Consider the following 24,934-nt stretch of genomic DNA (forward strand, 5'->3'; position numbering starts at 1 on the left):
CGATCACTCCTTGGCCATCAGGCAGCGGTTGGATTTGCTTCAACGACGCGCTCCGTTCACTCGGGCAGCGGCTTGCCGGCTTGTTCGCGGACGATGTACTCGGCGTACCAATCGGGCCAGTTCGCATCGTGGCCGCCGGTCCGTTTCTCGTGTTCGCCATGGGCTGCTGCCGCGCGGCGCAACGCAGCGGCGAGATCGGCCGCGGAGGAGAAATTCGTGCTGTTGCCGTCGACCCGCCCGGGCAGGCGTTGCGTCACCTGCTGCAGCAGCCAGACGTTGCCGTCGGGATCGTTGAACGTGGCGAGCGACCCGTAGCTCGGACGTTCCGGGTCCGGGCCCTTGATGCGACCTTCCGCGCCGCGGTGAAACACCTCGCTGACATCGGCGCCGCGCGCGATCAGCTCGGTGCGCGCCGCTTCGATATCGTTGACGATGAGGAAGCGCGGCAGCGCGGGTCCCGAGCCGAGATGGATCGAGGTCGGCGAGCCTGGCGGCGTCAGCTGCAGGGCGCGCGAACCGTCAGGTCTGACGAAGTCGGCATCAAGGCGCCAGCCCAGGTCCTGGTAAAAGCGCTTGGCGCGGTCGACATCCGAGACCGGAATGACGACGACTTCGAGCTTCAAATCGACTTTGGCCGCTGTCGGCGCCTGTTCGGTGGTCATGGCTAGCTCCCTGGTGATGACAGACCGGGCCATCAACGGCCCATTGCATTTGCGACGATGCCGCGCCATATTGCTATGAAAATCATAGTAACAAGCCTGATGAAGTAAACGTGATGAGCAGAATGAAGGGCAACATGACTGACCAAACGCTGTGCCCTGTCGCGCGCGCCGAAGCCGTCGTGGGCGACCGTTGGACCGTACTCGTTCTGCGCGAATTGTTCGCGCGAAATCATCGCTTCGAGGAGATTCAGGCGCAGACCGGTGGCACGCCGCAAATGATCACCGCGCGCCTGAAGACGCTGGAAGCGGACGGGCTGGTGACGCGGCGCGTCTACAACAAGCGTCCGCTGCGCCACGAATATCACCTCACCGAGAAGGGCGAAGCGTTCTTTCCGGTGATGATGGCGCTGCGCGCCTGGGGCGAGACCTGGTGCAAGTCACCGCGCGAAGGCCGGGCAATGAACTACACCCATCTCGTCTGCGGCAAGCCGGCCGGGCTCGGTCCGGTCTGCGAGTCCTGCGGCGAGCCGGTCCGTCGCGCCGACATGGTGGGCGAGCGGACGCCAAAATATCAACGCGAGCGCGATGCCCGATGGGAGGCCTTCAAGGCAACCCGCTGAATTCCCCGACGCCGCCGGCGCGAGCGGACGACGCGAGAGCCTTCGCATCGTCGCAGCGTCTCGATCACACCGGGCCGATCCGGCCGAGCCCCGCATAGCACAGGAGACCACCATGCCATTCGTTCGTATCGACCTGAAGCGCGGCAAGTCCGCCGAATATCGCAAGACGCTCGGCGAGATCGTCTACAAGGCGATGCGCGAGGTGATCAACGTGCCCGAGAACGACAAGTTTCAGGTCATCACCGAGCACGATCGCGGCGACCTCAACTACGCCGACAACTATCTCGGCAACAATTACAGCGACGATCTCGTCTTGATCCAGATCACGCTGAATGCCGGGCGTACCGTCGAGATGAAGAAGGCGTTCTACAAGCGGATCGTCGACGATTTCCAGAGCCAGCTGCAGGGACGTCCAGACGATATCTTCATCAACCTGGTCGAGGTCGCCAAGGAAAACTGGTCGTTCGGCAACGGCATCGCGCAATACGCCAGCTGAACGCGGAACAGGCATGCGCCGGACGGACGGCCGCCTTGACTGGCGGCTTGCCGCCCGCCGCTTGCGATCGGCATTGCCAGCACGCAGAGGCGAAAACACCAGCTATGTGACCGGGCTCCAGCAGGATTTCGACAAGCAGACCGCCGCGCTGCAAAAATCCAACTAGCAGACCGCAACTTTCGGCCGTTGCTGCGGCAACTATGGGGACTGCGGCTTGACATCGTCAGGCAATCCATCGAGAGGTGGATTGCCTTTCCGCTTTTGCGACACGCAATGACGGAACGTAACAAGACAGGAATGGGAACCGCCTGATGTCATCCCGTAAACCCGAGGCCAGCAAAGGCAAGACCGTCACCGTCAAGGACGCTACCTTCGGCCTCCTGCGCGCCTGGGGCATCAAAAAGGTGTTCGGCAATCCCGGTTCGACAGAGCTGCCGTTCCTGAGCGACTGGCCCGACGACATCGATTACGTGCTCGGCCTGCAGGAAGCCTCCGTCGTCGGCATGGCCGACGGCTATGCGCTGGCGACGCGCAATGCCGGTTTCGTCAACCTGCATTCGGCGGCCGGCGTCGGCAACGCGCTCGGCAACATCTACAACGCCTATCGCAACCAGACCCCGCTCGTGATCACCGCCGGCCAGCAGGCGCGCTCGATCATGCCGCTGCAGGCCTTCCTCTATGCCGAGCGTGCCTCGGAGTTTCCGCGGCCTTACGTCAAGTTCGCCGTCGAGCCGGCGCGCGCCGAGGACGTGCCGGCGGCGATCGCGCGCGCTTATTACATCGCGATGCAGCCGCCCTGCGGGCCGACCTTCGTCTCGGTGCCGATCGACGACTGGGCGCATGCGACGCAGCCGCTCGAGGCGCGCCAGGTCAGCCGCGAGGTCGGCCCCGATCTGTCGGCGATGCAGGCGCTGGCGACCGCGCTGGGCGCGGCCAGGCGCCCTGGCCTCGTCGTCGGTCCCGCCGTCGATCGTGCCGAAGCCGTCGACCTTATGGTCAAGGTCGCCGAGAAGACGAAAGCCGCGGTCTGGGCCAGCCCGTTCTCGGCGCGCTGCTCGTTCCCTGAGCGCCATCCGCAATTTGCCGGCTTCCTGCATGCCGCACCTGGCCAGCTGTCCGACGCGCTGCGCGAGCACGATCTCGTCTTGGTGGTCGGCGCGCCGGTCTTCACCTTCCATGTCGAGGGCCATGCCGCGATCTTCGACGGCACAACGGCGATCTTCCAGATCACCGACGATCCCGATGCGGCCGCGATGACGCCGACCGGCCACAGCATCGTCGCGACCATGAAGCCGGCGCTGACGGCGCTGCTCGATATGCTGCCGGAGACCAAGCGCTCCGCGCCCGCGGGCCGCGTGCTGCCGCCGGCGCCCGCGGCCGGCGACCCGATCCCCGCCGAATATGCGCTGCATGCACTTTCGGCCGCGATGGGACCCTACGACGCACTGGTCGAGGAGGTGCCGTCGCATCGCCCGCTGATGCAGAAGGCGATGCCGATGCGCGGCCAGGACAGTTTTTACACCATGGCGAGCGGCGGCCTCGGCTACAGCCTGCCGGCGGCGGTCGGCATGGCGCTCGGCCGCAGCAAAGGGCGCACGGTCTGCCTGATCGGCGACGGCTCGGCGATGTATTCGATCCAGGCGCTGTGGACCGCCGCACAGCGCAAGCTGCCGCTGACGGTCGTCGTGATGAACAATTCCGGCTATGGCGCGATGCGTTCGTTCAGTCAGGTCATGCAGGTCCGCAACGTGCCGGGCCTCGATTTGCCTGGCATCGATTTCGTCAAGCTCGCCGAAGGCATGGGCTGCGACGCAATGCGGGTGACGAAGTCGGCCGATCTTCCCGCCGCCTACCAGCGCGCGCTGTCGCATCGGGGCGCCAGCCTGATCGAGGTGATGGTGGATTCCGCGGTGCCGCTGCTCTACACGCAGAAGAATTGAGCGGGGATCCTACGGGGGTCTCGTAGCCCGGATGGAGCGCAGCGTAATCTGGGATTCTCGCAACGACGTTCGGCCCCGGATTGCGCTTCGCTCCATCCGGGCTACCGGTCTCACTTCCCGTAACTCTCCCGCATCTTGGCCTGGATCTTGGCCATGCCGCCGATCCAGCGGTCGTAGTTCTCGGCCTTCTTGCGCATGTAGCCGAGCACTTGCGGGTGCGGCAGGATCAGGAAGGTCTCCTGCTCGATACCCTTGAGCGCGTCCTGCGCGACCTGCTCCGCCGTGAGATCGCCGTCGCCGGATTGCGGGCCCTTCGGGATCGAGCGCAGCATGTTGGTGTCGACGCCCTGCGGGCAGAGGATCGAGACCTTGATGTTGTCGGCGCGGTGCGAGATCGCGAGGTTTTCGGCAAAGCCCACTGCTGCGTGCTTGGTGGTCGAATAGGCCGGGCTGCCGACCTGCGACAGCAGGCCCGCGGCCGAGATCGTGTTGAGGAAATAACCGCCGCCGCGCGCCTTCATACGCGGCACCAGATGCCGCGCGGCATAGACATGCGCCATCACATGGATCGCCCAGCTTCGCGACCACGGCTCGTCCGAGGTGCCACCGGCATTTTTCGACAGCGGGTCGAAGCCGCCGCCAATGCCGGCGTTGGAGCAGAACAGCGCGATCGGGCCGAACATGCGCTCGGTCTCGTCGATCACATGCAGGATGTTCTTCTCCTGTCCGACATCGCATTTGAACGCGGCGCCACCCACCGAGGCCGCGACCTTCTCGGCCGCCGCATGATCGAGGTCGACCACCACGACCTTGGATGCGCCCCCGGCATGGAACGCCTCGCACAGCGCCTTGCCGATGCCATTGCCACCGCCGGTGACCACCACGACTTTACCTGCCACCTGCATGGCTGTCCTCCCGATACCTTTGCTTGCACACTGTCGTTCACTTTGCTCACCTCGCCCCCTACATCCGTCATCCTGAGGAGCGCGGAGCGCGTCTCGAAGGATGCACGGCCCGGCTGGTGGCCGTCGACCCTTCGAGACGCCCCTGCGCGGCTCCTCCAGCGACAACGGCTTCGCCGTTGCGCGGGGGCGACGGTGAGAGGGCTGAATGCGCTATCACGAAGCATGATAGCTCATCCGCTGCAGATGGCGAGAACTTCAGCTCGTCAGCACGACGTCGAATACCGCCGTATAGTGGCAGGCGGCGCCGAGCAGCACGAAGCCGTGCCAGATCGCATTCTGGAAACGCAGCCGCCGCCAGGAGTGGAAGATCACCCCGAAGCTGTAGAGAATGCCGCCCGCCAGCACAAAGCCGAGCGCCATCGCCGGCAGCGCCTTCACGACGCGGTCGTAGAGCATGATGCCACTCCAGCCCATCGCGAGATAGAGCCCAATCGACAGCCGGTCGAACCGGCCGGGGTAGCGCAGCTTCAGCCAGATGCCGACGATCGCGACGCACCACACGCCGACGAGCAGCGCGAGCGCGAAATAGCTGTCCTTCAGTTCCACGATGAACGGCGTATAGGTCGCGGCGATCAAGAGATAGATCGCGGAATGGTCGAAGCGCCGCAGCACCCATTTGGCGCGCGACACCGGCCAGAGATTGTAGGTCGCCGACAGCGTCAGCATCGCGAGCAGGCCCGCGACATAGACCGAGACCACGGCAACGTCGAACGGGCCGGCATAGACCGCGGTCAGCACGATCAGCGCGGTGGCGGCAACCAGCCCGAAGGCGACGCCGATGAGATGAACGACGCCGTCGGCGATCAGCTCGGCGCGGTCATAGTTCCACAGCGCGGCGCCGGCTGCGTGGATCGAGTTCGAGGCAAGTTGCTTCAGGCGGAAGACCGTCATGCCGTAACGCTTTCCTGTGCGGCGATGAATATGGGTACTGCGAGCGCGGCCCAGCGTTCAATCCCTCGCCCGCAAAGGCGCCGGAAATGTGAAGCTTGATTTTGCCTGGATAATCGCCACCTTGCGGGTGATCGCCCACCCTTTTGGCCCCCTTTGCCGGGTTTCCGTTAACCCTCCATGCCCCCCAGCTTCGCAGATATCGTCGAGGAAGCGCGTCTCTCGGCGCGGGCGCTGCTCGACTATGGCGAGGGTTTCTTCAACCCGACGGTGCGGCTCGGCGTCACCGGCCTGTCGCGCGCCGGCAAGACCGTGTTCATCACCGCGCTGGTGCATGGCCTGACCCGCGGCGGCCGCTTCCCGGTGTTCGAGGCCTATAGCTCCGGGCGGATCGCGCGCGGCTATCTCGCCCCGCAGCCCGACGATGCGGTGCCGCGCTTCGCCTACGAGAACCATGTCCGCACCCTGATCGAGGAGCGGAGCTGGCCGAGCTCGACCACCGACATCTCCGAGCTTCGCCTGGTGATCGAGTATCAGCGGCAAAATAGCGCGGACCGCACGCTGACGCTCGACATCGTCGACTATCCCGGCGAGTGGCTGCTCGACCTGCCGCTGCTCAACAAGAGCTATGAGCAATGGTCCGCGGAAAGCCTCGCATTGTCGCGCGAGCCGCTGCGCGCCAAGCTCGCGGCACCCTGGCACGCCCATCTGGCAACGCTGCAGCCCGAGGCCAAGGAGGACGAGCAGGCCGCACGCACCGAAGCCAGATTGTTCACCGACTATCTGCGCGCCTGCCGCGACGAGCGCTTCGCGATGAGCTTGCTACCGCCCGGCCGTTTCCTGATGCCGGGCAATCTCGCCGATACGCCGGCGTTGACCTTTGCGCCGCTCGACGTGCCGGCGGACGGCAGCGCGCCCGACGGCTCGCTGTGGGCGATGATGCGGCGGCGGTACGAGGCCTACAAGGATGTCGTGGTGCGTCCGTTCTTCCGCGATCATTTTGCGCGGCTCGATCGCCAGATCGTGCTGGCCGATGCGCTCGCCGCATTCAATGCCGGTCCCGAGGCGCTGCACGATCTCGAGGCGGCGCTGGCCGGCATCCTCGACTGCTTCCGGATCGGCCGCAGCACGATCCTGAGCGCGCTGTTCCGGCCGCGCATCGACCGCATCCTGTTCGCGGCGACCAAGGCCGACCATCTGCACCACCAGAGCCATGACCGGCTGGAATCCGTGCTGCGGCGGATCGTGGCCAGGGCCACCGAGCGCGCCGAATATGCCGGCGCCGGCATCGACGTCGTGGCGCTCGCCGCGGTGCGCGCCACGCGCGAGGCGCAGGTCGCACGCGGCCGCGACCGGCTGCCGTCGATCCTCGGCACGCCGGCTGAGGGCGAAGTTGCCAATGGCGAGACGCTTGACGGCGAGACCGAGGTCGCGACCTTTCCCGGTGACCTGCCCGACAATCCGGAGGAGCTGTTCAACGGCGGATTCCGCGGCCTCTCGAGTGCCGGCGCGGATACCGCCGACTTTCGTTTCCTGCGTTTCCGGCCGCCGAAGCTGGAACGAAGTGGCGATGCGGAGCCGGCGCTGCCTCACATTCGCCTTGACCGCGCCCTCCAGTTCCTGATCGGAGACAAGCTGCAATGAACGAGAAGACGCCCCCGCGGCGGCCGGCGACGTTCAAGCTCGACGATCCCGGCGTGGTCGTGATGGATCCGGACGAGGCCGGCCGCCTCTCCCGCGGCACGATCCAGATCGTGCCCGAAGCCGAGCCCGCGCAGCTCCCGGTGCCGGTCGATACGCCGATGCTGCCGGCGCGCCGTGGCTTCCGCTGGGGCACGCTGTTCTGGAGCGCGGTCGCGGGCCTTGTGGTGCTCGGCAGCGGGCTCGGCGTCATCAACCTGGTCGAGGATCTATTCGCGCGCAACGAGGGCCTCGGCGTGCTCGGATTGGGGCTCGCCGTGATCGCCACGGTGGCGCTCGCGGTCGTCACCATGCGCGAGCTGGTCGGCCTGGCGCGGCTTGCGACCATCGAGAAGCTGCATCTGCGCGCCGCCGAGGTGCTGATCAGCGACGACCGCGCCACGAGCCGCGCGATCGTTGCCGACCTGCTCAAGCTCGCGCACCAGACCCCGCAACTCGCCCGCGCCCGCAGCACGCTGCAGAGCCACACCGACGACATCATCGACGGCGCCGACATGATCCGCCTCGCCGAACGCGAATTGATGACGCCGCTCGACGAGGAGGCGCGGCGGCTGGTGTCATCAGCCGCGCAGCGCGTCTCCGTCGTCACCGCGGTCAGCCCGCGCGCGCTGTTCGACGTGCTGTTCGTGTTCGTGGCGAGCCTGCGGATGATCCGCCAGCTGGCGCGGCTCTATGGCGGCCGGCCCGGCGCACTCGGCATGATCCGCTTGCTGCGCCACGTCATCGCGCATCTCGCCATCACCGGCGGCATGGCCGCGAGCGACAGCCTGATCCAGCAGATGCTCGGCCACGGCATCGCGGCAAAACTCTCGCAGCGGCTCGGCGAAGGCATGCTCAACGGCCTCTTGACCGCCCGCCTCGGCCTCGCGGCAATCGACGTCACCCGCCCGCTTCCCTTCAGTGCTTTGCCGCGCCCCGCGCTGACCGATCTCGCGAAGGACCTGATCCGCAAGCGCGAGGAAGAGGAATAGTTCTTCTTTTTCCTGCCCAAAGCGGTGCCCATTACTGCGCCCTCTCCCCTTGTGGGAGAGGGCAGCTCAGCTGCTCGTCAAGAACCCGCTTGGGTGAGGAGTTTCTTTCCGCAAGCACCGCTCGCGCGGAGACATACCCCTCATCCGGCAGCCTTCGGCTGCCACCTTCTCCCACAAGGGGAGAAGGGGATCTCGCAAGGTCCGCTCAACATCGCCAGCACGCGCCAGCGGAAGAAGGTGGTGTCCGGCGGCGGCGACAGGTCCGGTGTCCAGCCCGAGATCTTCTCCAGCGCGTAGGTGTCCATCACCATGCCGCGCCAGCTCCGCGTCACGCGCTCCAGCGGCTGGCGTAGCGCGGATGTTTCGCTCCACAGCGGCAGATTGTTCTCGGGCTCGCGCCCGACATAGATGCCGGCGTGGTCGCGGATCTCGCTCATGCCGGGATCGGCAAAGCCCTGGAAACGGCCGCGCTCGTTGATCTCGACGACCGGCACCCGCCCGCGCAGCATCCAGCGCAGCATCGCATAGGTGCGATAGTCCGTGGTCGCGACCCAGCTCGCACCGGTCGCCTGCACCTGCGCCAACGTGCGCGCGGCCACCACATCGTAGCCCGCCTCGGTGCCGATCGGATCGGTGCGGCCGATCAGATTCCACGGCGCGAACATGTAATAGAGGAAGACGCAGACGACAAAGACGATGCCCGATGCGATCGCGGTCCGCGCCCAGGAGATCGTCGATTTGATGAGCCCGAGCGACCAGCCCTCGAACGGCATCTTCGTGACGTTGATGGCAACGGCCGCAAAGCCGGCCGGCCACAGGAACATCGGCCAGGTGTCGCCGACCCGCAAGGTCAGCGACTTCCAGAGGAAATAGACGAACGGCACCAGCACCGATGTTGCGAGCAGGATCGCGACCGGCTCGCGCCTGACATAGCCGCGCCATGCCGTCAGCACCGTGCCGAACAGCGTCACCGGCAGCAGCACGAAGCCGACGAGGCCGAACTGCATGCCGATGAACTCGCCGAGCGTGCGGAAGGTGAGATCGCGCTCGACGGTGGCGCGCACCGCCTGGAAGCGGAACGAGGCCCAGTCATGCTCCGCATTCCAGATCAAGACCGGCGAGAACACGATAATCGCGATCAGCGCGGCGAGGTAGGGATACGGGCTGCGCAGCCAGCGCCAGCGCCAGTCCGGCACCAGCGCAAAGGCGAGCACCGCCGGCGCGAACATGATCGCGGTGAATTTCGACAGCAGCGACAGCCCGGCGAACAGCCCCGCGGCGAGCCACCAGCGCCCGTCATTGCTCTGCGCGAGTCGCACCAGCGACCACAGCATCGCCACCGAAAACGGGATCAGCGCGGTATCCGGCGCGACCTTGGCCATTAACAATCCGTAATACAGCGCCGCCTCCGGCAGCAGCAGCGCGAGCATCACGGCGCGGACATTGTTCGATGTCACGCGGCGGACGATGTCCGCGAGCAGCAGCTGGGTCGCCAGCATCGCCACGATGCCACTGAGGCGAACGCCGAGATTGGTGTCACCGAGAATAGCTGTGCCAAAACGGATGAACCAGGCGACCATCGGAGGATGGTCGAGGAACGACAGCACGTTCTCCTTCGACCAGGTCCAGTAATAGGCCTCGTCGGTGCGCAGATCGAGCGCATGGGCATAGGCCAGCCGCATCGCGGTCATGGCGGCGATCACGGCAATGACGCCACGCCAATCCGGCGCACGCAACCGGGCCGGCTTGACGCTGATGTTATCGGGATGGGCTATCGTCACGGCGCTTTTTGTTCGACTCTTAACGGAGTGTCAACGTGCTGCAATGCCCGCTACCGCAGCGTGTCCGGACCGGCGGTGGTGTTCAGCGCGGGAATTAAGCACTAGAATTGCCGATATGAATCACATGGCGTCCCCTTCGCGCGAACATTTGCAGGACATGGCCCGCGGCATCGGCCAGCGGCAGGTTCGCCTGGTCACGGGGACGATCATGTTCGCCTACCTGATCAGCCATTTCCTCAACCACGCGCTCGGCAATATCTCGACCGAGGCGATGGCGATCGGGGTGCATTACCACACCGAGTTCTGGCAGTTCCTGCCGGTCGCGATCGTGTTCTATTCCGCGTGCCTGGTGCATACCGGCCTCGGCATCTGGGCGCTGTACCAGCGCCGCGAGTTCCGCTGGAAGGCGATCGAGCCGCTGCAGCTGACGCTCGGCCTCAGCATCCCAATGCTGATCGTCGCGCACGTCGTCGGCGTGCGGCTCGGCCAGACCCTGTACGGGCACGAAAAGCTCTACCCGCAGGAGCTGTACACCTTCTTCATCGCCTCGCCGAACCGGCTCTGGACGATGCTGGCGGTGCTGGTGATCGCCTGGGTCCATGGCTGCATCGGCCTGTATTTCTGGTTGCGGCTGCGGGCGTTCTTTACGCGCGCCGCGCCGTTCCTGCTCGCGACGGCGGTGCTGATCCCGACGCTGGCGATACTCGGCATCTATCAGGCCGGCCGCGCCACCATCGCGGATTATCAGGATCCCGACTGGCGGCGCGAGGAGCTCTCGGTGCAGAAGCTCGGGACGGCGGCCCAAGGGACCATGCTCGAGCGAATCACCGATGACCTGACGATCGGCTATCTCGGCCTGCTCGGCCTCGTGCTGCTGGCGCGCGGCGCGCGTGCGCTGCTGGAGCGCCGCGGCGGCATGATCGCGCTGTCCTACGGCAACGGCCGCACGCTGCGGGTGCCGAAGGGACTGAGCGTGCTGGAAGCCAGCCTGCGCTACAACGTTCCCCATGCCAGCGTCTGCGGCGGCCGTGCACGCTGCTCGACCTGCCGTATCCGGATCATCGGCGATCACGCCGCGCTGCCCGAGCCCTCGCCGCGCGAGGCCTTCGTGCTGCACCGGGTCGGCACCGACGATCCGTCGATCCGGCTGGCCTGCCAGTTGCGGCCGACCGGCGACCTGACCTTCTTCCAGCTGTTCCTGCCGCACACGATGTCGGCGAACGCACACGCCGGCAATCCGACGCGGGTCGGCCAGGAGCGATATCTCGTCAGCATGTTCGTCGACATGCGCGGCTCGACGCAGCTTGCCGAGAAGCGGCTGCCGTTCGACACCGTGTTCATCGTCAATCGCTTCCTCGGCGCGGTGTCGCAGGCGGTGCTGGAAGCCGGCGGCCGGCCCAACCAGTTCATCGGCGACGGCATGCTGGCGCTGTTCGGGCTGAGCACCGACCGCCAGGTGGCTTGCCGCCAGGCGCTGCGCGCGGCCGCACTGATCGCAACCAATATCGACGAGCTGAACCAGTTTCTCAGCCACGATCTGCGCGAGCCGATCCGCTTCGGCATCGGCATCCATGGCGGCGAGGTGATCGTCGGCGATATCGGCTATCGCGACCACATGGTGTTCACCGCGCTCGGCGACGCCGTCAATGTCGCGGCGCGGCTGCAGGACATGACCAAGGCGCTGGCCTCCGAGGCGGTCATCTCCGACGAGGTGCGCGCCACCGCGGGCCTTGCCGACGATGCCCTGCCGGCGCAGGAAGTCGCGATCCGCGGCCGCAACGAGCCGATGACGGTGCGCACCGTCGAGTCGACGCGCGTCCTGTCGGCGCTGGTCGACGACCGGCGTGCCGTCGCGGCCTGACCGGGTTCAGTCCCCTTCACTCAATGTGACCTGCCGCACATCCGAAGCTGCGTTGAGCAGAGATGCTCGAACGCGTCCTATGCCGGATGCGACTGACCGGCGATGGGTAACACTGCAACCGCGCCGCGACAGAGCTCAACGCGCACCTGAAGGAGACGACCATGCTTCGCAAAGTCACGCTCGCTCTCGCCACTGCTGCAACGCTTGCTGCCGCCGCGCTGGCGCCGACCTCGGCTTCCGCCAAACCGTTCTTCTGGCATCCGTACCACCATCACTTCTGGGGCGGCCCGGGCATCTCGGTCGGCTTCGTCGATTCCGGCTGCTACGTCACCCGCCTGGTGCTGACGCCCTACGGCTATCGCTATCGCACCGTGAACGTCTGCTACTGATCCAACCTTCGTCTTGATGGAAATGCCCCGGTCGTCTGATGCGACCGGGGCTTTCGTTATTGCGACGCAGCGGCGTTGGACGCTGCGAAAGCTCAATTGACTTGCAATTGCCCGATGCGTCATTTGTCGTGCGCGCATTCCATGATGCGAAGGCGCGCAAGGCAGAGTGAGCCTGGTGATGACCAGCCCACGACAGAATAGCTTCGGAGGAAGCGGAATGCTCGATCGACGAGACTTGATGAAGCGCGCCGGGTTGGCCGCCTTGGTGACGGGGCTGGGATCAAGGGGCGCATTGGCCCTCGACACCGTGACGATGCCCTTCGGCAACGGCGAACGGCCGCTGGTGCGCTACCCGCAGAAGCGCACGATGATCGGCCTGACCGCGCGGCCGCCGCAGCTGGAAACGCCGTTTGCGATCTTCAACGACGGGCCGCTCACGCCGAACAACGCGTTCTTCGTCCGCTATCATCTCGCCGGCGTCCCCTACGATCTCGACCCGGACAAGTTCACGCTCGAGATCAAGGGCAAGGTCGACAAGCCGCTCAAGCTGTCGCTGAAGGAGATCCGGAAGCTGAAAGCCGTCGAGCTCGTCGCCGTCAACCAGTGCTCCGGCAACAGCCGCGGCTTCTTCAATCCGCGCGTCGCCGGCGGCCAGCTCGGCAACGGCGCGATGGGCTGCGCGCGCTGGCACGGCGTGCCGCTGAAGACCGTGCTCGACATGGCCGGCGTGCAGGCCGGCGCCAAGCAGGTCACCTTCAACGGCATGGACGGCCCGGTGATGGAGACGACGCCCGACTTCGTGAAAGCGCTCGACATCGACCATGCGCGCGACGGCGAGGTGATGCTGGCCTGGGGCATGAACGGCGAGGACCTGCCGTTCCTCAATGGCTTCCCGCTCCGCCTCGTGGTGCCCGGCTATTACGGCACCTATTGGGTGAAGCACCTCAACGAGATCACCGTGATCGACAGCGTGTTCGAGGGCTTCTGGATGAAGTCCGCCTACCGGATTCCGGACACGCCGAACAACGCGGTCGAGCCCGGCACCGCACCAAAGGCGACGATCCCGATCAACCGCTTCACGGTGCGCTCGTTCATCACCAGCGTTGCCGACGGCGCCAAGCTGAAGGCCGGTCGCATCACGCTGCGCGGCATCGCCTTCGACGGCGGCAAGGGCATCAAGGAGGTCGTGGTCTCGACCGACGGCGGCAAGAGCTGGACACCGGCCAAGCTCGGCAAGTATCTCGGCAAATACGCATTCCGCGAATGGAAGCTGAAGGTCGCGCTGCCGGCCGGCGCCTCGGAGCTGAAGGTGCGCGCCACCAACAATGCCGGCGACACCCAGCCGATGGACCCGTTGTGGAATCCCGCCGGCTATCTGCGCAACGTCGTCGAAACCGTGCGCGTCACCGCGGCCTGAGGAGAAGCATCATGACCAGCAAGCTGCTTGCCTCCCTCGCCGCGATCGCCATGCTGTCGATCGGAGCTACGATGGCCGCGCCCGTCAACTATACGCTTCCCGAGGAGACCGCGACCTTCAAGCCGGGTCCCAACCTCGACGTGGTGCAGAACAACTGCACCGCCTGCCACTCGGCCGACTACATCAAGACCCAGCCGCAGGGCGAGAAGTTCAAGAAGGACTTCTGGCAGGCCGAGGTGACCAAGATGATCAAGGTCTACGGCGCGCCGATCGACCAGGCCGACGTCAGCAAGATCGTCGAGTATCTCTCCGCGACCTATTGAGACGCGGCCGATTCATCCCCCGCGCACCGGCAGAAACCCCGCGCGGGGGCCGTTGATCCAAATCGGTTCACTGGAACCGATCTCTTTTGCAGCGCATCAATTGACCACGAAACAGGCAATCCGGCAGCAAAACCCTGCAAACCGGGTTGTTTCCGGGCGAAAACACACCGTGGTTTGATCTACCCAGCTTTTTTCAAACTGCTATCCTGTGCGGTACGGACAAGCCGGTTTGTGCGGGGACCGACTGGTCTGTTTTCGATTGATTCCGCGGAGACGACTGGAATGCCCAAAGGTACAGTGAAGTGGTTCAACCCGACCAAGGGTTATGGATTCATCCAGCCCGCTACAGGCGGCAAGGACATTTTCGTGCATATTTCAGCAGTTCAGAAGGCCGGTCTTCAGAGCCTCAACGAAGGCCAGTCTGTTGAATACGAAGAGATCGCCAATCGCGGCAAGACGTCAGCCGAGAACCTCAAGGTCTAGCGCACCGCGCGAGATCAGCGGCGCACTCTCGGACACGATCCGGGAGTGAGGGCCGATCCAACATCATACGACGTGACGTTCGGCGGAGCGGGCACGGCGCCCGCGCGTCACGACGCTGAACTTTTCTCCGGCCGCCTTGGATCGCGCGCGGCACGAACACTCAGCCGTTCAATCTTCCGTCACCCATTTGGCGACGGTCATGACGTCAGGCGGCTGCAGATAGCCGCGGGGCCAGAGATCGACGGCCCATTCCACCTTGGTCGCGCGCTCCACCAGCACGGCGGTATTGTGCGGCGTCTGCATCAGCTGAAAACCGCGATAGTGGGGGTCCCCCACGTCGTGGAACTTGAACAGATTCCACGACTGCATCACCAGCATCAGGCTGGTGGTGTTGCGCGTGGTGTCCCAGCAATCGTAATTGTGCTTGTCGTCGTTGGCGCGGAAGTCGGCTTTCGCCACGCGCTTGTCGGTGCCGAGGATCGGCCCCATCCGGCGGTCGAACCAGATCACGGCCTTCTGCACGGCCGCGCGTTCGGCGGCGGCGTTGGCGCGGCCAGTGGCCATGATCCTGGCCAGGGCCGCCCGGTCGGCCGCGCTGAAGTCGAGCATCTCGCGGCGCCGGCAGACGAAGCCGTAACACACCGTCATCGCCGAGGCCGACGGCGGATAGATCGAGACCGACGTATAGAGCTGCATGATGCCGGAGCTGAGCTCGGCCGCGCGGGAGGGCGTCATCGCGGATAGCGACAGGATGGCTGCGCATAGCGCGCCGGCAACCCCGGCTCGACTCGCACCTATCGGCTGATTGGCATCGTCCATGTCGCGGCCCCCAACTGAGGGGAGAATTATCGCGGGTGCGCCGCGATGCCAAGACATCCTGCGCATGGCTGTGGATCGGATCCTGCGCCTGTCAGCCGACCGGAAGCGGCGCGTCGCGCTTGACTTCCTCCATCACCGCGTAGGTTCGCGTCTCGCGCACGCCCGGCAGCGCCAGCAGGGTCTCGCCGAGAAACCGGCGGTAGGCGGTCATGTTGGCGACGCGGGCCTTGACCAGATAGTCGAAGCCGCCGGCCACCATGTGGCACTCCAGCACTTCCGGGGCGTTCTGCACGGCCCTGGCGAACTTCTCGAATACGTCGGGCGTAGTCTTGTCGAGCAGCACCTCGACGAACACCAGGAGGCCGAGGCCGAGCCGGTGCGGGTTGAGCCGCGCACCATAGCCCTCGACGAAGCCGTCGCGCTGCAGCCGCTTCAGCCGTTCGCCGACGGAGGTCGGCGACAGGCCGATCCTCTCGGCCAGTTCTACATTGGCAATCCTTCCATCTCCTTGCAGGATCGAGAGGATTTTGCGGTCTGTCTTATCTATCTCTGTCATATCCACGGCAATATTTGAGATGATCCGGATTTTCTAAGGCAACTCTGCTAATTTGTCTATCGAACTACGGTGCGACCGCGCGTAGGTGTTCCTGTGCAACCATCGAGGAACCGCCAAGGAACCGCCATGCCCGACCCATCCCCGCTCCCGCCGCCGTTCAGCGCGCCCTACGCCCCCGATGACACCGCAATCGCCGGCAGGCTGCGCCGGGATGCGCAGCTTGGCGCGGATCAGGAGGCTGGGGTCGACCGCACCGCGCGACGCCTGATCGAGGCGATCAGGGCCAATGACGATCCGCTCGGCGGGGTCGAGGACATGCTGCGCGAGTTCGCGCTGTCGACCAAGGAGGGCCTGGCGCTGATGGTGCTCGCGGAGGCGCTGCTCCGTGTGCCCGACGCGCGCACCGCCGACCAGTTCATCGAGGACAAGCTCGGCCAGGGCGACTTCGTCAACCACGAGACCAGATCGAGCGCGTTCATGGTCAACGCCTCGGCCTGGGCGCTCGGCATGTCGGCCCGCGTAATCCAGCCCGGTGAAACACCGCAAGGCACGATAGGTCGGCTGACCAAGCGGCTCGGCGCCCCTGCGGTGCGCGCTGCGACACGGCAGGCGATGCGGCTGATGGGCAGCCATTTCGTGCTCGGCGAGACCATCGAGGCCGCGCTGTCGCGGGCGCAATCGCACACGGCACGCGGCTCACGCTATTCGTTCGACATGCTTGGCGAGGGCGCCCGCACCGCCGACGATGCCCGCCGCTATTTCGAATCCTACGCCCGCGCGATCGACGCGATTGGCAAGGCGGCCGGCGATCAGGCCCTGCCCGACCGGCCCGGCATCTCAGTCAAACTCTCCGCGCTGCATCCGCGCTTCGAGGCGGTTAGCCACGCTCGCGTGATGACCGAGCTGGTGCCGCAGCTGATCGACCTGGCGCGCCGCGCCAAGGCGTTCGACCTCAACTTCACCGTCGATGCCGAGGAAGGCGACCGGCTGGAGCTGTCGCTCGACGTCATCGCAGCTGCCTTCGCCGACCCGTCGCTCGCCGGCTGGAGCGGCTTCGGGCTTGCGATCCAGGCCTATCAGAAGCGCGCCGCCGACGTGATCGATTACATCGATGCACTGACGCGCGCGCTCGACCGCAGGATGATGGTGCGCCTGGTCAAGGGCGCCTATTGGGACACCGAGATCAAGCGCGCGCAGGAGCGCGGGCTCGACGGCTATCCGGTGTTCACCCGCAAGGCGATGACCGATCTGAACTACGTCGCCTGCGCGCGCAAGCTGCTCGGCTTGCGGCCGCGGCTGTTTCCGCAATTCGCCACTCACAACGCGCTGACGGTCGCGACCATCCTCGAACTGTCGGACGATCCCACGAGCTTCGAATTCCAGCGGCTGCACGGCATGGGCGAAGCGCTCTACGCCCAGCTCGGCGACGACCGGCCGGAGATCGCGCACCGCACCTATGCGCCGGTCGGCAGCCACCGCGACCTGCTCGCCTATCTGGTGCGGCGGCTGCTCGAGAACGGCGCAAATTCGTCCTTTGTGGCGCTGGCGGCGGACAATCGCGTTTCCATCGTGGACCTGCTGCGCCGCCCGGCCGAGATCATCGGCGCCGACGACAACGCGGCGCACTCCGGAATTCCATTGCCGGCCGATCTCTACCGGCCGCAACGCGAGAATTCGCACGGCATCGAGTTCGGCGAGCGAAAGGCGCTCGACGCGCTGACATCGGCGATCGCGGCCGAACCCAAGGCGGCGTCGGGCATGGTCGCAACGTCGAGGGCCGAACAGGCGAACGCCGCGGTCGTTGCCGCCCGCGCCGGCTTCAAGGCCTGGAACGCAACGCCCGCCGCCCAACGTGCGGCGATCCTCGACAAGGCCGCGGACCTGCTCGAGCAGCGCCGCGCGCACTTCCTCGCCCTGCTGCAGAGCGAAGGCGGCAAGACGCTCGACGACGCGCTCTCGGAGGTGCGCGAGGCGATCGACTTCTGCCGCTACTATGCAGCGCTCGGTCAAAAACTGTTCGGCCAGGGCGAGGCGATGCCCGGGCCGACTGGCGAAAGCAACGTGCTGGAGCTGCGCGGCCGTGGCGCCTTCGTCGCGATTTCGCCATGGAATTTCCCGCTCGCGATCTTCCTCGGTCAGGTCACGGCGGCGCTGATGGCCGGCAATGCGGTGATCGCAAAGCCGGCCGAGCAGACCCCGCGGATCGCAGCCGAGGCCGTCGCGCTGCTGCACCAGGCCGGCGTGCCAGCATCGGCCCTGCATCTGGTTCAGGGCGACGGCACTGCCGGTGCCGCGCTGGTCAGCCATCCCGCCATTGCTGGCGTGGTCTTCACTGGCTCCACGGAGGTGGCGCGATCGATCAACCGGACGCTCGCGGCCAAGGACGGCCCGATCGTGCCGCTGATCGCCGAGACCGGCGGCATCAATGCGATGATCGTCGATGCCACCGCGTTGCCCGAGCAGGTTGCCGATGACGTCGTGACCTCGGCGTTCCGTTCCGCCGGCCAGCGCTGCTCGGCGCTGCGGCTGCTGTTCGTGCAGGACGACGTCGCCGACCGCATGATCGAGATGATCGCTGGCGCGGCCCGCGAATTGAAGATCGGCGATCCATCGGAGCCATCGACGCATATCGGACCGGTGATCGATGCCGAAGCCAAGCTGCGCCTCGACGCGCACATCGCGCGGATGAAAAAGGAAGCGCGGGTGCATCTCGCCGGCGAGGCCCCTGCAGGCAATTTCGTCGCGCCGCATATCTTCGAGCTCTCGTCCGCAAGCCAGCTGCGTGAGGAGGTGTTCGGCCCGATCCTGCATGTCGTGCGCTACCGCGCCGAACGGTTCGGCGAGGTGCTTTCCGCGATCGAGGCGACTGGGTTTGGGCTGACGCTCGGCATCCACTCGCGCATCGACGACACGATCGAGCACGTGATCGATCGTCTTCAGGTCGGCAACATCTATGTCAACCGCAACATGATTGGCGCGGTGGTCGGCGTGCAGCCGTTCGGCGGCAGCGGCCTCTCCGGCACCGGCCCCAAGGCCGGCGGCCCGCACTACCTCACTAGCTTCGCCACCGAGCAGACGGTGACGATCAACACCGCCGCCGCCGGCGGCAATGCGGCGCTGATGGCGGGCGTGGAGTAACGGATGCGTCATTGCGAGGAGCAGAGCGACGAAGCAATCCACCTATCCCGGGATGAGGTATCGATTGCTTCGCTGCGCTCGCAATGACGCTCAACAAGCCGTTGCATCGTGCCCCCGAGATGGGTCAAATGGCGGTCCGATCGGGATCATCGCACACGATAATTCCAGCTACCGGAAAAACACCAACAAGCGCCACGGGAGCGACGGCACGATGGAAAAAGGCATTTTTGACGGGCTCAAGGTCCTGGACTGCGCGAGCTTCATCGCGGCGCCCGCGGCCGCGACCGTGCTGTCCGACTTCGGCGCCGACGTCATCAAGATCGAACCGCCCGGCGCCGGCGATCCCTACCGCAATCTGCCCAACCTGCCCGGCTATCCTGCGAGCGAGCACAATTTCGCGTGGATGCTGGAGGCCCGCAACAAGAAGAGCCTCGCGCTCGACCTCACCAAACCGGACGCACAGCAGGTGCTCTACAAGCTGGTCGCCGAAGCCGACGTGTTCATCACCAACATGCCGCCGCAGGTGCGCGAAAAGCTCGGCATCACCCACGATCATCTCGCCCATCTCAACGACCGGCTGATCTACGCTTCGTTCACCGGCTATGGCGAGAAGGGCGAGGAGGCCAACAAGCCCGGCTTCGACTCCAACGCCTATTGGGCCCGCTCCGGCCTGATGGATCTGGTGCGCGCCGACGAGGACACCACGCCGGCGCGTTCGGTCGCCGGCATGGGCGACCACCCCTGCGCAATGGCGTTCTACGGTGCGATCGTCACCGCGCTGTTCCAGCGCGAGAAGACCGGCAAGGGCTCGCATGTCTCGACCAATCTGATGGCCAACGGCGTCTGGGCCAACGGCGTGCTGGCACAGGCGAAGCTCGCCGGCGCCAAATTCAAGAAGCGCAAGCCGCGCGAAGAGGCGCTCAACGCCGTCACCAACCACTACAAGTGCAGGGACGGCCGCTGGCTGATCCTGTCGCTGCTCAACGAAGACCGGCAATGGCCGACACTGGCGCGCTGCATGGGCCGCGAGGACCTCATCGCCGATGCGCGCTTTGCCACCAAGGCGGACCGCCATGCGCGCTCGGTCGAGCTAATCAATATCTTCGACGAGGTGTTCGCCGGCAAGGACCTCGCCGAATGGCGCAAGATCCTCGACGGCAATGGCCTCGTGTTCGGCGTCGTCGGCATCCTCGACGACATTCCGAACGACAAGCAGATGATCGAGAACGAGGTGCTGGTGCGCTTCGAGAACGACACCATGCTCACCGTCAACAGCCCGATCTTCATCGACGGCGCCAAGAAGGTGCAGCCACGCAAGCCGCCCGAGGTCGGCGAGCACTCCGACGAGATCCTGCGCCAGGCCGGCTACGACGAGGCGACGATCCGGAAGCTGCGCGCGTCCGGCGCGGTGGCATAGTCACGCGACACGTAGCCCGGATGGAGCGAAGCGTCCTCGAATACTCCGTTCCCGGATTGCGCTGCGCTCCATCCGGGCTACAAGGAAAGCTCAGCGCTTCATCCAGGCCCAGGCGATGGCCACCACGATGATGCCGATGATCACCGCGAGCCCGATCGCCCAGCTGCTGACGCGGACGGCGCTGACCGCCTGACGCTCGGCCTCATTGGCCGCGATCTCGCGATTGCGCTGCTTGTTGTCCTCGGAAGCACTCATCGGGCCGGTCTCCGGTCAAGAGCTGTCAGGTCCTGGGCAAGCTCGAGTGTAGCATCAAATAATGACGCGCAGCCGCTTCGGTTCCGGCAGAACTCACCGTCCCTGCACGAAGCACATCCCCATCCGTGAGGTCTTCCCCGCGACCTGGCAGGCGAGGCCTTCGGCGCAGGTCCAGCCACGAAAGCTGCGGTCGGTCTGGGCCGGTTTAGCGTCCGGCAGATAGCAATGCGCGCCCCAGCCGTCGCTGTATTCGGTGCCGGCAAGCTCGGCGCCGGCGCGCAGTTGCGGCCGGTTGGAGAAGCCGCGCGAGAAGTCCGGCGCCTTGCCGTCGCGGAAGCTGGCGAGGATGTCGCGGCGGCGAGGCTGGTCGCCGAAGAAATGCGGCGAGGCCGGCACCACGGTGGAGTTCGACGGCTTTGCCGCCATCCAGTCGACGCCGGGAAAATGGAAGCCGCCGATGCCGCGGGTCTGATGGCATCCGGCGCAGGTGACGTCGTTGAGGCGCCGCTCGAAGCCGGCCAGCGACTGGATGTTTTGCAGCTTCGTTCCGTCGGCTGCGGCCTTCTGCAACGCGTCGACCACGTCGCCTTCCGAGAACACCGCCGTGCCGGCCGTCCCCTCGCCCTGCACCATCCCGAACTCAGGCTCCAGATCACTGACATCAAAACCGGTCGGCGTTGGCGCCACCGCTGATGTCGCGAGGAAGCGATCGGGGATCAGCAAGGTGCCGCGATCGAGCTCGGCAAAATGCCCGGGATCGAGCAGCCATGCCCTGAAGTCGCGCTTCAAGGCCGCGTCGGCCAGAATACGATCGCGGTCGATCTGGTTCTCCAGCGGCGCCTCGGCAAAGCGTTTCGCCGCGGCGTCATGGTCGAACACCTTCAGGAGATAGTCGGTGCGGAAGTCGCGCACCGCGGATTTCGGCGCGTGGGCGATCTGCAGATTGGTCTCGATGCGATCGATATTACGGGCATCGATCAGGTCGAGCGGCCCGTCCTTGCCGAACAGCCTGTCCATCGTCGGCGGCGCGCTGGCGGTTGCGAGCCAGCGACGCGCGAGCTCGCGACAGGTCAGCGAGGCATCGTTGCCGTCGCCCTTCGCCTTCAACACCAGGTTCAGCGTCATCGGCAGCCGCTGCGAGACCGCGTTCTCGCCGATCAGCGGCACGTCGGTGCGGGTCAGCCGGTAGATCAACCGGATCTCGCCGCAATCTTTCGGCGCCACATAGGCGCGGTCCATGCGGTTGACGATGCCGGCCAGCACGAAGCGAACGTCAGCGGATTCAAGCAGCGCGCGATCGAACAGCTGGAACGCAAAGCTGTCGCCGACCCCGATGCTCTCGTTCGGCAGGCTTGCCTTGTGCTTTCCGACATAGTGATCGAATTCGCGGTCGAGCGCCTCGCGCACCGGCACCATCGCAGGCAATCCGAACAGGTCGCGATTGGACAGCGGCGTATCGGCGGCGCGCTCCGGTGCCAGCATCCGGCCGAGGCCGAAGCGGCCATGATCGAGCTCGCGCAGGATCGCGGGATCGATCACCGCCGCGCCGCGCTCGAGCGCGAAATGCTCCGTGGCGCGCCCAGGCACGGCGCCGCCGAACAGAACGGACATCACCAGGAGGCATTTCAGCGCGCGGCTCATGCCCCACTAACACCGCACGGCAAACCCTATTCAAGAAAAAAGGCGCTTCACATCGCGGTGAAGCGCCTTGGTATCGTCGCGTTTCACAGATCAGCGCGAGACGATCAGACCCTTGCTGGTGACGACCACCCAACGGCCATCCTGCTTGCGGATCGCATCGACGCGGCCGAGGCCGGGGACGGGATCGCCGGCATAGACCTCGTAGATGCCGCCGCGGCCCTCGATCAGTGCGCCGCCATTGCCGACGTCGCGCAGCGCCCAGCCGTCGACCACCGGCATGCGGCCGACCTCGGGCCTCGGGGCGGCGGGTGCTGCCGCGGCGGTCACCGGCGGGACCGAGCCGGTCACCTCGCGGGCGGGCGTCACGGCGGCGACGGTCGTCTGCGGGGCGCGGAGCTTGTCGACGGTCTCGCTGAGCTTGTTGAGCCTGGCGATCGGCTCGGCCTGGGCCTTCTCGACCTTCTCGATCCGGTCACTGGCCTTGCTGAACTGGGCCTGGCCGGCCTTGGCAGTCTGCTCCAGGCTGGCCTTCAGCCCGGCGATTTCGGATTCAATCCGGGCGAAGGAGGCATCGGCCGCTTCCTTGGCGGCGGCGTTGGCAGCGTCCTTGGCAGCCACATCCCTGACGGAGGCAGCGGCGGGCGCGGCGAGATGGCTAAGCCCGGCGGTCGCGAGCGCACCACCGACGGCCCCCGCGACGGTCGCCAGCGCAATCACCGCGGCCATGGCCCCGAACCGGCGCGTACCGGCCGGTTTGCCTGATGTCTTGCCGCTCTGCTCGGTGCCCGGCCTGGAGGCGGATGCCTCGTGGTCCCAGGTCCGGTCACCCGGCGCCATGATCATCAGCTTGCCCGGGAAACGCGGCTCTTCACGCTTGCCGGTCTCGACCTTGGGCACGTCCATGTTGGTCGGCTCGATCTTGGCGCCGATGTTGGCGTCAATCTTGGCCTCGATCACCGGATCAAGCCGGGACGGCTCGATCTTGGGGGCTTCAACCTTCGGCGCGTCCATCCGGGGCGCGTCGGCCTTTGGCGAGGTCTCTTCCTGCTCGGGCGCAAGCCTGACAGCCTCGGCACCGGCCGCGGCCATCACGGGCTCGCTCTTCGCCGCCGTCTCGGCGCCGGCTTGACCGCTGACCGGCTCGCTCTGCTGCTCACTCACGTTCAAAGTCTCCAGGATAGGTTGACAATTCGGTAACTTTCATTGCTTGCGAAATGGTTACCCCGCGCCGCCATTACCTAAATTTTAGGGAGTTTTCCGGGCCGGATTTGGGCGATGTTGCCGTGCGGCAATCTGCGTCAGCTCCGTTTGCGCGCGGCGCTTTCCCGATTAACATACCGCCGTCTTCCAGCCAGAAGGCAGGAGAGCGCCATGACGATCGAGAAGTGCATCAATGAATTTGATGTCGATGACGTCATTTTTGAGGAAGGCTCGACCGGCCGCGAGCTGTTCGTCGTGCTCGACGGCACCGTCGACATCGCCAAGATCGATGGCCGACACAAGACGGTCATCGTCAGCCTCGGCAAGGGCGAGTTCTTCGGCGAGATGGCCGTGATCGACGGCTCGGCGCGCTCGGCAACCGCGATCGCCTCCGCGCCCGCGACGCGAGTGATGCGGATCAATCACGCCCGCTTCGTCTATCTAGTCAGCCAGCAGCCGGCCTTCGCGCTGATGGTGATGGATGCACTCTCGAAACGGCTGCGCGCCTCCAACGCCGTCACATACCGGACGGCGGCTGCACCATGAGCGAGCGCAAGCCAAGCCCGTTCAAGACGCTGTTCGACGCCGACGTCGCGACGCTGATCCAGGCGGCCGACGACGTCTACCAGATCCGCTTCAAGAATCGTGCGGCCAACGCCTATCTCGTGCGCGGCAGCAAGCGGACCATCATGATCGACGTCGGGCTGTCGACCAACTATCCGTCGCTGGTCGCCTGTCTCAACCATCTCGGGGTGACGCCCGACATGATCGACATGGTGGTGCTGAGCCACGAGCATCTCGACCACATCGGCGCGGCCTATCATTTCCATGGCTCGGCCTACATCGCCGCGCACCGGCTCGCCGCCAACAAGATCATGCTGCGCGACGACTTCTCGATGCTGCGCAAGATGTTCAACGAACCGAACGTGCCGATCGACATCGACATCTGGCTCGAGGAAGGCAATCTGATCGACCTCGGCAATTTCCGCCTCAACGTGATGTACACGCCAGGCCACACCTCGGCCTGCATCTCGCTGTTCGATCAGGACAAGGGGCTGCTGTTCGCCGCCGACACGCTGATGCCCGGCGGCGTGATGGGCGGCGTGTTCGGCTCCGGTTCGATCGCCGACTACATCCAGTCGCTGGAACGGCTGAAGGGGCTCAATTCGAAGATCCTGCTGTCGGGTCATGGCCGCCTGTCCGACACGCCGCAGGATGATGTGCGGATCGCGCTGCAGCGCTCGCATGCCCTGCTCGAGGACACCGCGCAACTGTTCGATGCGCTCGATGCACGCGCGAATTTCGAGCCGATCATGCAGTCGGTACGCGACCTCAACAAGCTCGACGATTGACGGTCGGACCGAGCCCAAGGTCACCCGTTGTGGCCTGCCATGACTTTGCATTAGGATCG

At 65.7% G+C, this 24,934-nt stretch carries 24 protein-coding genes; 15 read left to right on the top strand and 9 right to left on the bottom strand.

The genetic code is table 11. The annotated features are described in order from the left end of the window. Nucleotides 1–56: 56 nt before the first annotated feature. Nucleotides 57–662 (bottom strand): VOC family protein, encoded by a 606-nt coding sequence (locus tag ACVISU_RS12945; RefSeq protein WP_456707190.1) that lies wholly within the window; start codon nt 660–662, stop codon nt 57–59. A gap of 134 nt (nt 663–796) precedes the next feature. Here ACVISU_RS12945 and ACVISU_RS12950 point away from each other — a divergent pair, with 134 nt between their 5' ends. The 4 genes from ACVISU_RS12950 to mdlC all read left to right on the top strand — a co-directional run bounded on the left by ACVISU_RS12950 (nt 797) and on the right by mdlC (nt 3,718). Next, on the top strand, nt 797–1,282 hold the full coding sequence (locus ACVISU_RS12950; protein ID WP_456707191.1) for a winged helix-turn-helix transcriptional regulator: 486 nt from the start codon (nt 797–799) through the stop codon (nt 1,280–1,282). Nucleotides 1,283–1,394: 112 nt separating this feature from the next. Then, on the top strand, nt 1,395–1,778 hold the full coding sequence (locus ACVISU_RS12955; protein ID WP_050404124.1) for a tautomerase family protein: 384 nt from the start codon (nt 1,395–1,397) through the stop codon (nt 1,776–1,778). Between the two features lie 13 nt (nt 1,779–1,791). Beyond that, nucleotides 1,792–1,944, top strand: coding sequence for a hypothetical protein (locus ACVISU_RS12960; RefSeq protein ID WP_456707192.1), 153 nt, complete (start codon nt 1,792–1,794; stop codon nt 1,942–1,944). 145 nt (nt 1,945–2,089) lie between these two features. Next, nucleotides 2,090–3,718, top strand: coding sequence for a benzoylformate decarboxylase (gene mdlC / locus ACVISU_RS12965; protein ID WP_456707193.1), 1,629 nt, complete (start codon nt 2,090–2,092; stop codon nt 3,716–3,718). 110 nt (nt 3,719–3,828) lie between these two features. Here the strand turns inward: mdlC and ACVISU_RS12970 are convergent, their stop codons facing one another. Both ACVISU_RS12970 and trhA read right to left on the bottom strand, forming a co-directional pair. Then, the gene (locus ACVISU_RS12970) at nt 3,829–4,623 is read right to left on the bottom strand and encodes an SDR family oxidoreductase (protein WP_456707194.1); all 795 of its coding nucleotides are present in this window, start codon (nt 4,621–4,623) and stop codon (nt 3,829–3,831) included. A gap of 255 nt (nt 4,624–4,878) precedes the next feature. Continuing rightward, on the bottom strand, nt 4,879–5,574 hold the full coding sequence (gene trhA, locus ACVISU_RS12975; RefSeq protein WP_050404121.1) for a PAQR family membrane homeostasis protein TrhA: 696 nt from the start codon (nt 5,572–5,574) through the stop codon (nt 4,879–4,881). A 177-nt stretch (nt 5,575–5,751) separates the two neighbouring features. Here trhA and ACVISU_RS12980 point away from each other — a divergent pair, with 177 nt between their 5' ends. Together ACVISU_RS12980 and ACVISU_RS12985 are read left to right on the top strand one after the other, a co-directional pair. Continuing rightward, nucleotides 5,752–7,215, top strand: a complete 1,464-nt coding sequence (locus ACVISU_RS12980) for a YcjX family protein (protein WP_456707195.1) — start codon at nt 5,752–5,754, stop codon at nt 7,213–7,215. Beyond that, nucleotides 7,212–8,243 carry a YcjF family protein gene (locus ACVISU_RS12985; protein ID WP_456707196.1) on the top strand — a complete coding sequence of 344 codons (1,032 nt, stop codon included), beginning with the start codon at nt 7,212–7,214 and terminating at the stop codon, nt 8,241–8,243. The genes ACVISU_RS12980 and ACVISU_RS12985 overlap by 4 nt, the downstream gene beginning before the upstream one ends. Nucleotides 8,244–8,383: 140 nt before the next feature. Here the strand turns inward: ACVISU_RS12985 and ACVISU_RS12990 are convergent, their stop codons facing one another. Then, on the bottom strand, nt 8,384–9,934 hold the full coding sequence (locus ACVISU_RS12990; RefSeq protein ID WP_347336823.1) for a glycosyltransferase family 39 protein: 1,551 nt from the start codon (nt 9,932–9,934) through the stop codon (nt 8,384–8,386). Nucleotides 9,935–10,148: 214 nt separating this feature from the next. Between ACVISU_RS12990 and ACVISU_RS12995 the strand changes: the two genes are divergently transcribed. The 5 genes from ACVISU_RS12995 (at nt 10,149) to ACVISU_RS13015 (ending at nt 14,497) form a co-directional block, all read left to right on the top strand. Further along, complete coding sequence (locus tag ACVISU_RS12995) at nt 10,149–11,885, top strand: adenylate/guanylate cyclase domain-containing protein (protein ID WP_456707197.1); 1,737 nt, start codon at nt 10,149–10,151, stop codon at nt 11,883–11,885. Nucleotides 11,886–12,046: 161 nt separating this feature from the next. Next, nucleotides 12,047–12,274 carry a hypothetical protein gene (locus ACVISU_RS13000; protein WP_050404118.1) on the top strand — a complete coding sequence of 76 codons (228 nt, stop codon included), beginning with the start codon at nt 12,047–12,049 and terminating at the stop codon, nt 12,272–12,274. A gap of 217 nt (nt 12,275–12,491) precedes the next feature. Further along, complete coding sequence (gene sorA, locus ACVISU_RS13005) at nt 12,492–13,691, top strand: SorA family sulfite dehydrogenase catalytic subunit (RefSeq protein ID WP_456707198.1); 1,200 nt, start codon at nt 12,492–12,494, stop codon at nt 13,689–13,691. Between the two features lie 11 nt (nt 13,692–13,702). Then, entirely contained in the window at nt 13,703–14,014 is a 312-nt protein-coding gene (sorB, locus tag ACVISU_RS13010) for a SorB family sulfite dehydrogenase c-type cytochrome subunit (RefSeq protein ID WP_050404116.1), read from the top strand. A gap of 282 nt (nt 14,015–14,296) precedes the next feature. Continuing rightward, on the top strand, nt 14,297–14,497 hold the full coding sequence (locus ACVISU_RS13015) for a cold-shock protein (RefSeq protein WP_021079749.1): 201 nt from the start codon (nt 14,297–14,299) through the stop codon (nt 14,495–14,497). A gap of 168 nt (nt 14,498–14,665) precedes the next feature. On the opposite strand, the gene ACVISU_RS13020 is transcribed toward ACVISU_RS13015, so the two are convergent. Then, nucleotides 14,666–15,316, bottom strand: coding sequence for a hypothetical protein (locus ACVISU_RS13020; protein ID WP_050404115.1), 651 nt, complete (start codon nt 15,314–15,316; stop codon nt 14,666–14,668). A 91-nt stretch (nt 15,317–15,407) separates the two neighbouring features. Beyond that, nucleotides 15,408–15,872 (bottom strand): Lrp/AsnC ligand binding domain-containing protein, encoded by a 465-nt coding sequence (locus tag ACVISU_RS13025; RefSeq protein ID WP_050404114.1) that lies wholly within the window; start codon nt 15,870–15,872, stop codon nt 15,408–15,410. A gap of 126 nt (nt 15,873–15,998) precedes the next feature. Here ACVISU_RS13025 and putA point away from each other — a divergent pair, with 126 nt between their 5' ends. Next, the gene (putA, locus tag ACVISU_RS13030; protein WP_456707199.1) at nt 15,999–19,010 is read left to right on the top strand and encodes a bifunctional proline dehydrogenase/L-glutamate gamma-semialdehyde dehydrogenase PutA; all 3,012 of its coding nucleotides are present in this window, start codon (nt 15,999–16,001) and stop codon (nt 19,008–19,010) included. Between the two features lie 211 nt (nt 19,011–19,221). Next, a complete protein-coding gene (locus ACVISU_RS13035) occupies nt 19,222–20,427 on the top strand; it encodes a CaiB/BaiF CoA transferase family protein (RefSeq protein WP_456707200.1) in 1,206 nt (401 codons plus the stop codon). Between the two features lie 90 nt (nt 20,428–20,517). Here the strand turns inward: ACVISU_RS13035 and ACVISU_RS13040 are convergent, their stop codons facing one another. The 3 genes from ACVISU_RS13040 to ACVISU_RS13050 all read right to left on the bottom strand — a co-directional run bounded on the left by ACVISU_RS13040 (nt 20,518) and on the right by ACVISU_RS13050 (nt 23,490). Next, complete coding sequence (locus tag ACVISU_RS13040) at nt 20,518–20,682, bottom strand: hypothetical protein (RefSeq protein WP_172803532.1); 165 nt, start codon at nt 20,680–20,682, stop codon at nt 20,518–20,520. Between the two features lie 93 nt (nt 20,683–20,775). Further along, nucleotides 20,776–22,323: a hypothetical protein gene (locus tag ACVISU_RS13045; protein WP_456707201.1), complete on the bottom strand. Its 1,548-nt coding sequence runs from the start codon at nt 22,321–22,323 to the stop codon at nt 20,776–20,778. 90 nt (nt 22,324–22,413) lie between these two features. Beyond that, entirely contained in the window at nt 22,414–23,490 is a 1,077-nt protein-coding gene (locus ACVISU_RS13050; RefSeq protein WP_456707202.1) for a hypothetical protein, read from the bottom strand. A gap of 204 nt (nt 23,491–23,694) precedes the next feature. Between ACVISU_RS13050 and ACVISU_RS13055 the strand changes: the two genes are divergently transcribed. Together ACVISU_RS13055 and ACVISU_RS13060 are read left to right on the top strand one after the other, a co-directional pair. Continuing rightward, the gene (locus ACVISU_RS13055) at nt 23,695–24,069 is read left to right on the top strand and encodes a Crp/Fnr family transcriptional regulator (protein WP_050404109.1); all 375 of its coding nucleotides are present in this window, start codon (nt 23,695–23,697) and stop codon (nt 24,067–24,069) included. Further along, nucleotides 24,066–24,875, top strand: coding sequence for an MBL fold metallo-hydrolase (locus ACVISU_RS13060; protein WP_050404108.1), 810 nt, complete (start codon nt 24,066–24,068; stop codon nt 24,873–24,875). Before ACVISU_RS13055 ends, ACVISU_RS13060 begins: the two co-directional genes overlap by 4 nt. Nucleotides 24,876–24,934: the final 59 nt, after the last annotated feature.

It is taken from the genome of Bradyrhizobium sp. USDA 4452 (assembly GCF_054063575.1).

Coding starts and splice junctions, on each gene's coding strand:
- ACVISU_RS12945 (WP_456707190.1), bottom strand. CDS start 662: ATGACCACCGAACAGGCGCCGACAGCGGCCAAAGTCGATTTGAAGCTC.
- ACVISU_RS12950 (WP_456707191.1), top strand. CDS start 797: ATGACTGACCAAACGCTGTGCCCTGTCGCGCGCGCCGAAGCCGTCGTG.
- ACVISU_RS12955 (WP_050404124.1), top strand. CDS start 1,395: ATGCCATTCGTTCGTATCGACCTGAAGCGCGGCAAGTCCGCCGAATAT.
- ACVISU_RS12960 (WP_456707192.1), top strand. CDS start 1,792: ATGCGCCGGACGGACGGCCGCCTTGACTGGCGGCTTGCCGCCCGCCGC.
- mdlC (WP_456707193.1), top strand. CDS start 2,090: ATGTCATCCCGTAAACCCGAGGCCAGCAAAGGCAAGACCGTCACCGTC.
- ACVISU_RS12970 (WP_456707194.1), bottom strand. CDS start 4,623: ATGCAGGTGGCAGGTAAAGTCGTGGTGGTCACCGGCGGTGGCAATGGC.
- trhA (WP_050404121.1), bottom strand. CDS start 5,574: ATGACGGTCTTCCGCCTGAAGCAACTTGCCTCGAACTCGATCCACGCA.
- ACVISU_RS12980 (WP_456707195.1), top strand. CDS start 5,752: ATGCCCCCCAGCTTCGCAGATATCGTCGAGGAAGCGCGTCTCTCGGCG.
- ACVISU_RS12985 (WP_456707196.1), top strand. CDS start 7,212: ATGAACGAGAAGACGCCCCCGCGGCGGCCGGCGACGTTCAAGCTCGAC.
- ACVISU_RS12990 (WP_347336823.1), bottom strand. CDS start 9,934: ATGACCGCGATGCGGCTGGCCTATGCCCATGCGCTCGATCTGCGCACC.
- ACVISU_RS12995 (WP_456707197.1), top strand. CDS start 10,149: ATGGCGTCCCCTTCGCGCGAACATTTGCAGGACATGGCCCGCGGCATC.
- ACVISU_RS13000 (WP_050404118.1), top strand. CDS start 12,047: ATGCTTCGCAAAGTCACGCTCGCTCTCGCCACTGCTGCAACGCTTGCT.
- sorA (WP_456707198.1), top strand. CDS start 12,492: ATGCTCGATCGACGAGACTTGATGAAGCGCGCCGGGTTGGCCGCCTTG.
- sorB (WP_050404116.1), top strand. CDS start 13,703: ATGACCAGCAAGCTGCTTGCCTCCCTCGCCGCGATCGCCATGCTGTCG.
- ACVISU_RS13015 (WP_021079749.1), top strand. CDS start 14,297: ATGCCCAAAGGTACAGTGAAGTGGTTCAACCCGACCAAGGGTTATGGA.
- ACVISU_RS13020 (WP_050404115.1), bottom strand. CDS start 15,316: ATGGACGATGCCAATCAGCCGATAGGTGCGAGTCGAGCCGGGGTTGCC.
- ACVISU_RS13025 (WP_050404114.1), bottom strand. CDS start 15,872: ATGACAGAGATAGATAAGACAGACCGCAAAATCCTCTCGATCCTGCAA.
- putA (WP_456707199.1), top strand. CDS start 15,999: ATGCCCGACCCATCCCCGCTCCCGCCGCCGTTCAGCGCGCCCTACGCC.
- ACVISU_RS13035 (WP_456707200.1), top strand. CDS start 19,222: ATGGAAAAAGGCATTTTTGACGGGCTCAAGGTCCTGGACTGCGCGAGC.
- ACVISU_RS13040 (WP_172803532.1), bottom strand. CDS start 20,682: ATGAGTGCTTCCGAGGACAACAAGCAGCGCAATCGCGAGATCGCGGCC.
- ACVISU_RS13045 (WP_456707201.1), bottom strand. CDS start 22,323: ATGAGCCGCGCGCTGAAATGCCTCCTGGTGATGTCCGTTCTGTTCGGC.
- ACVISU_RS13055 (WP_050404109.1), top strand. CDS start 23,695: ATGACGATCGAGAAGTGCATCAATGAATTTGATGTCGATGACGTCATT.
- ACVISU_RS13060 (WP_050404108.1), top strand. CDS start 24,066: ATGAGCGAGCGCAAGCCAAGCCCGTTCAAGACGCTGTTCGACGCCGAC.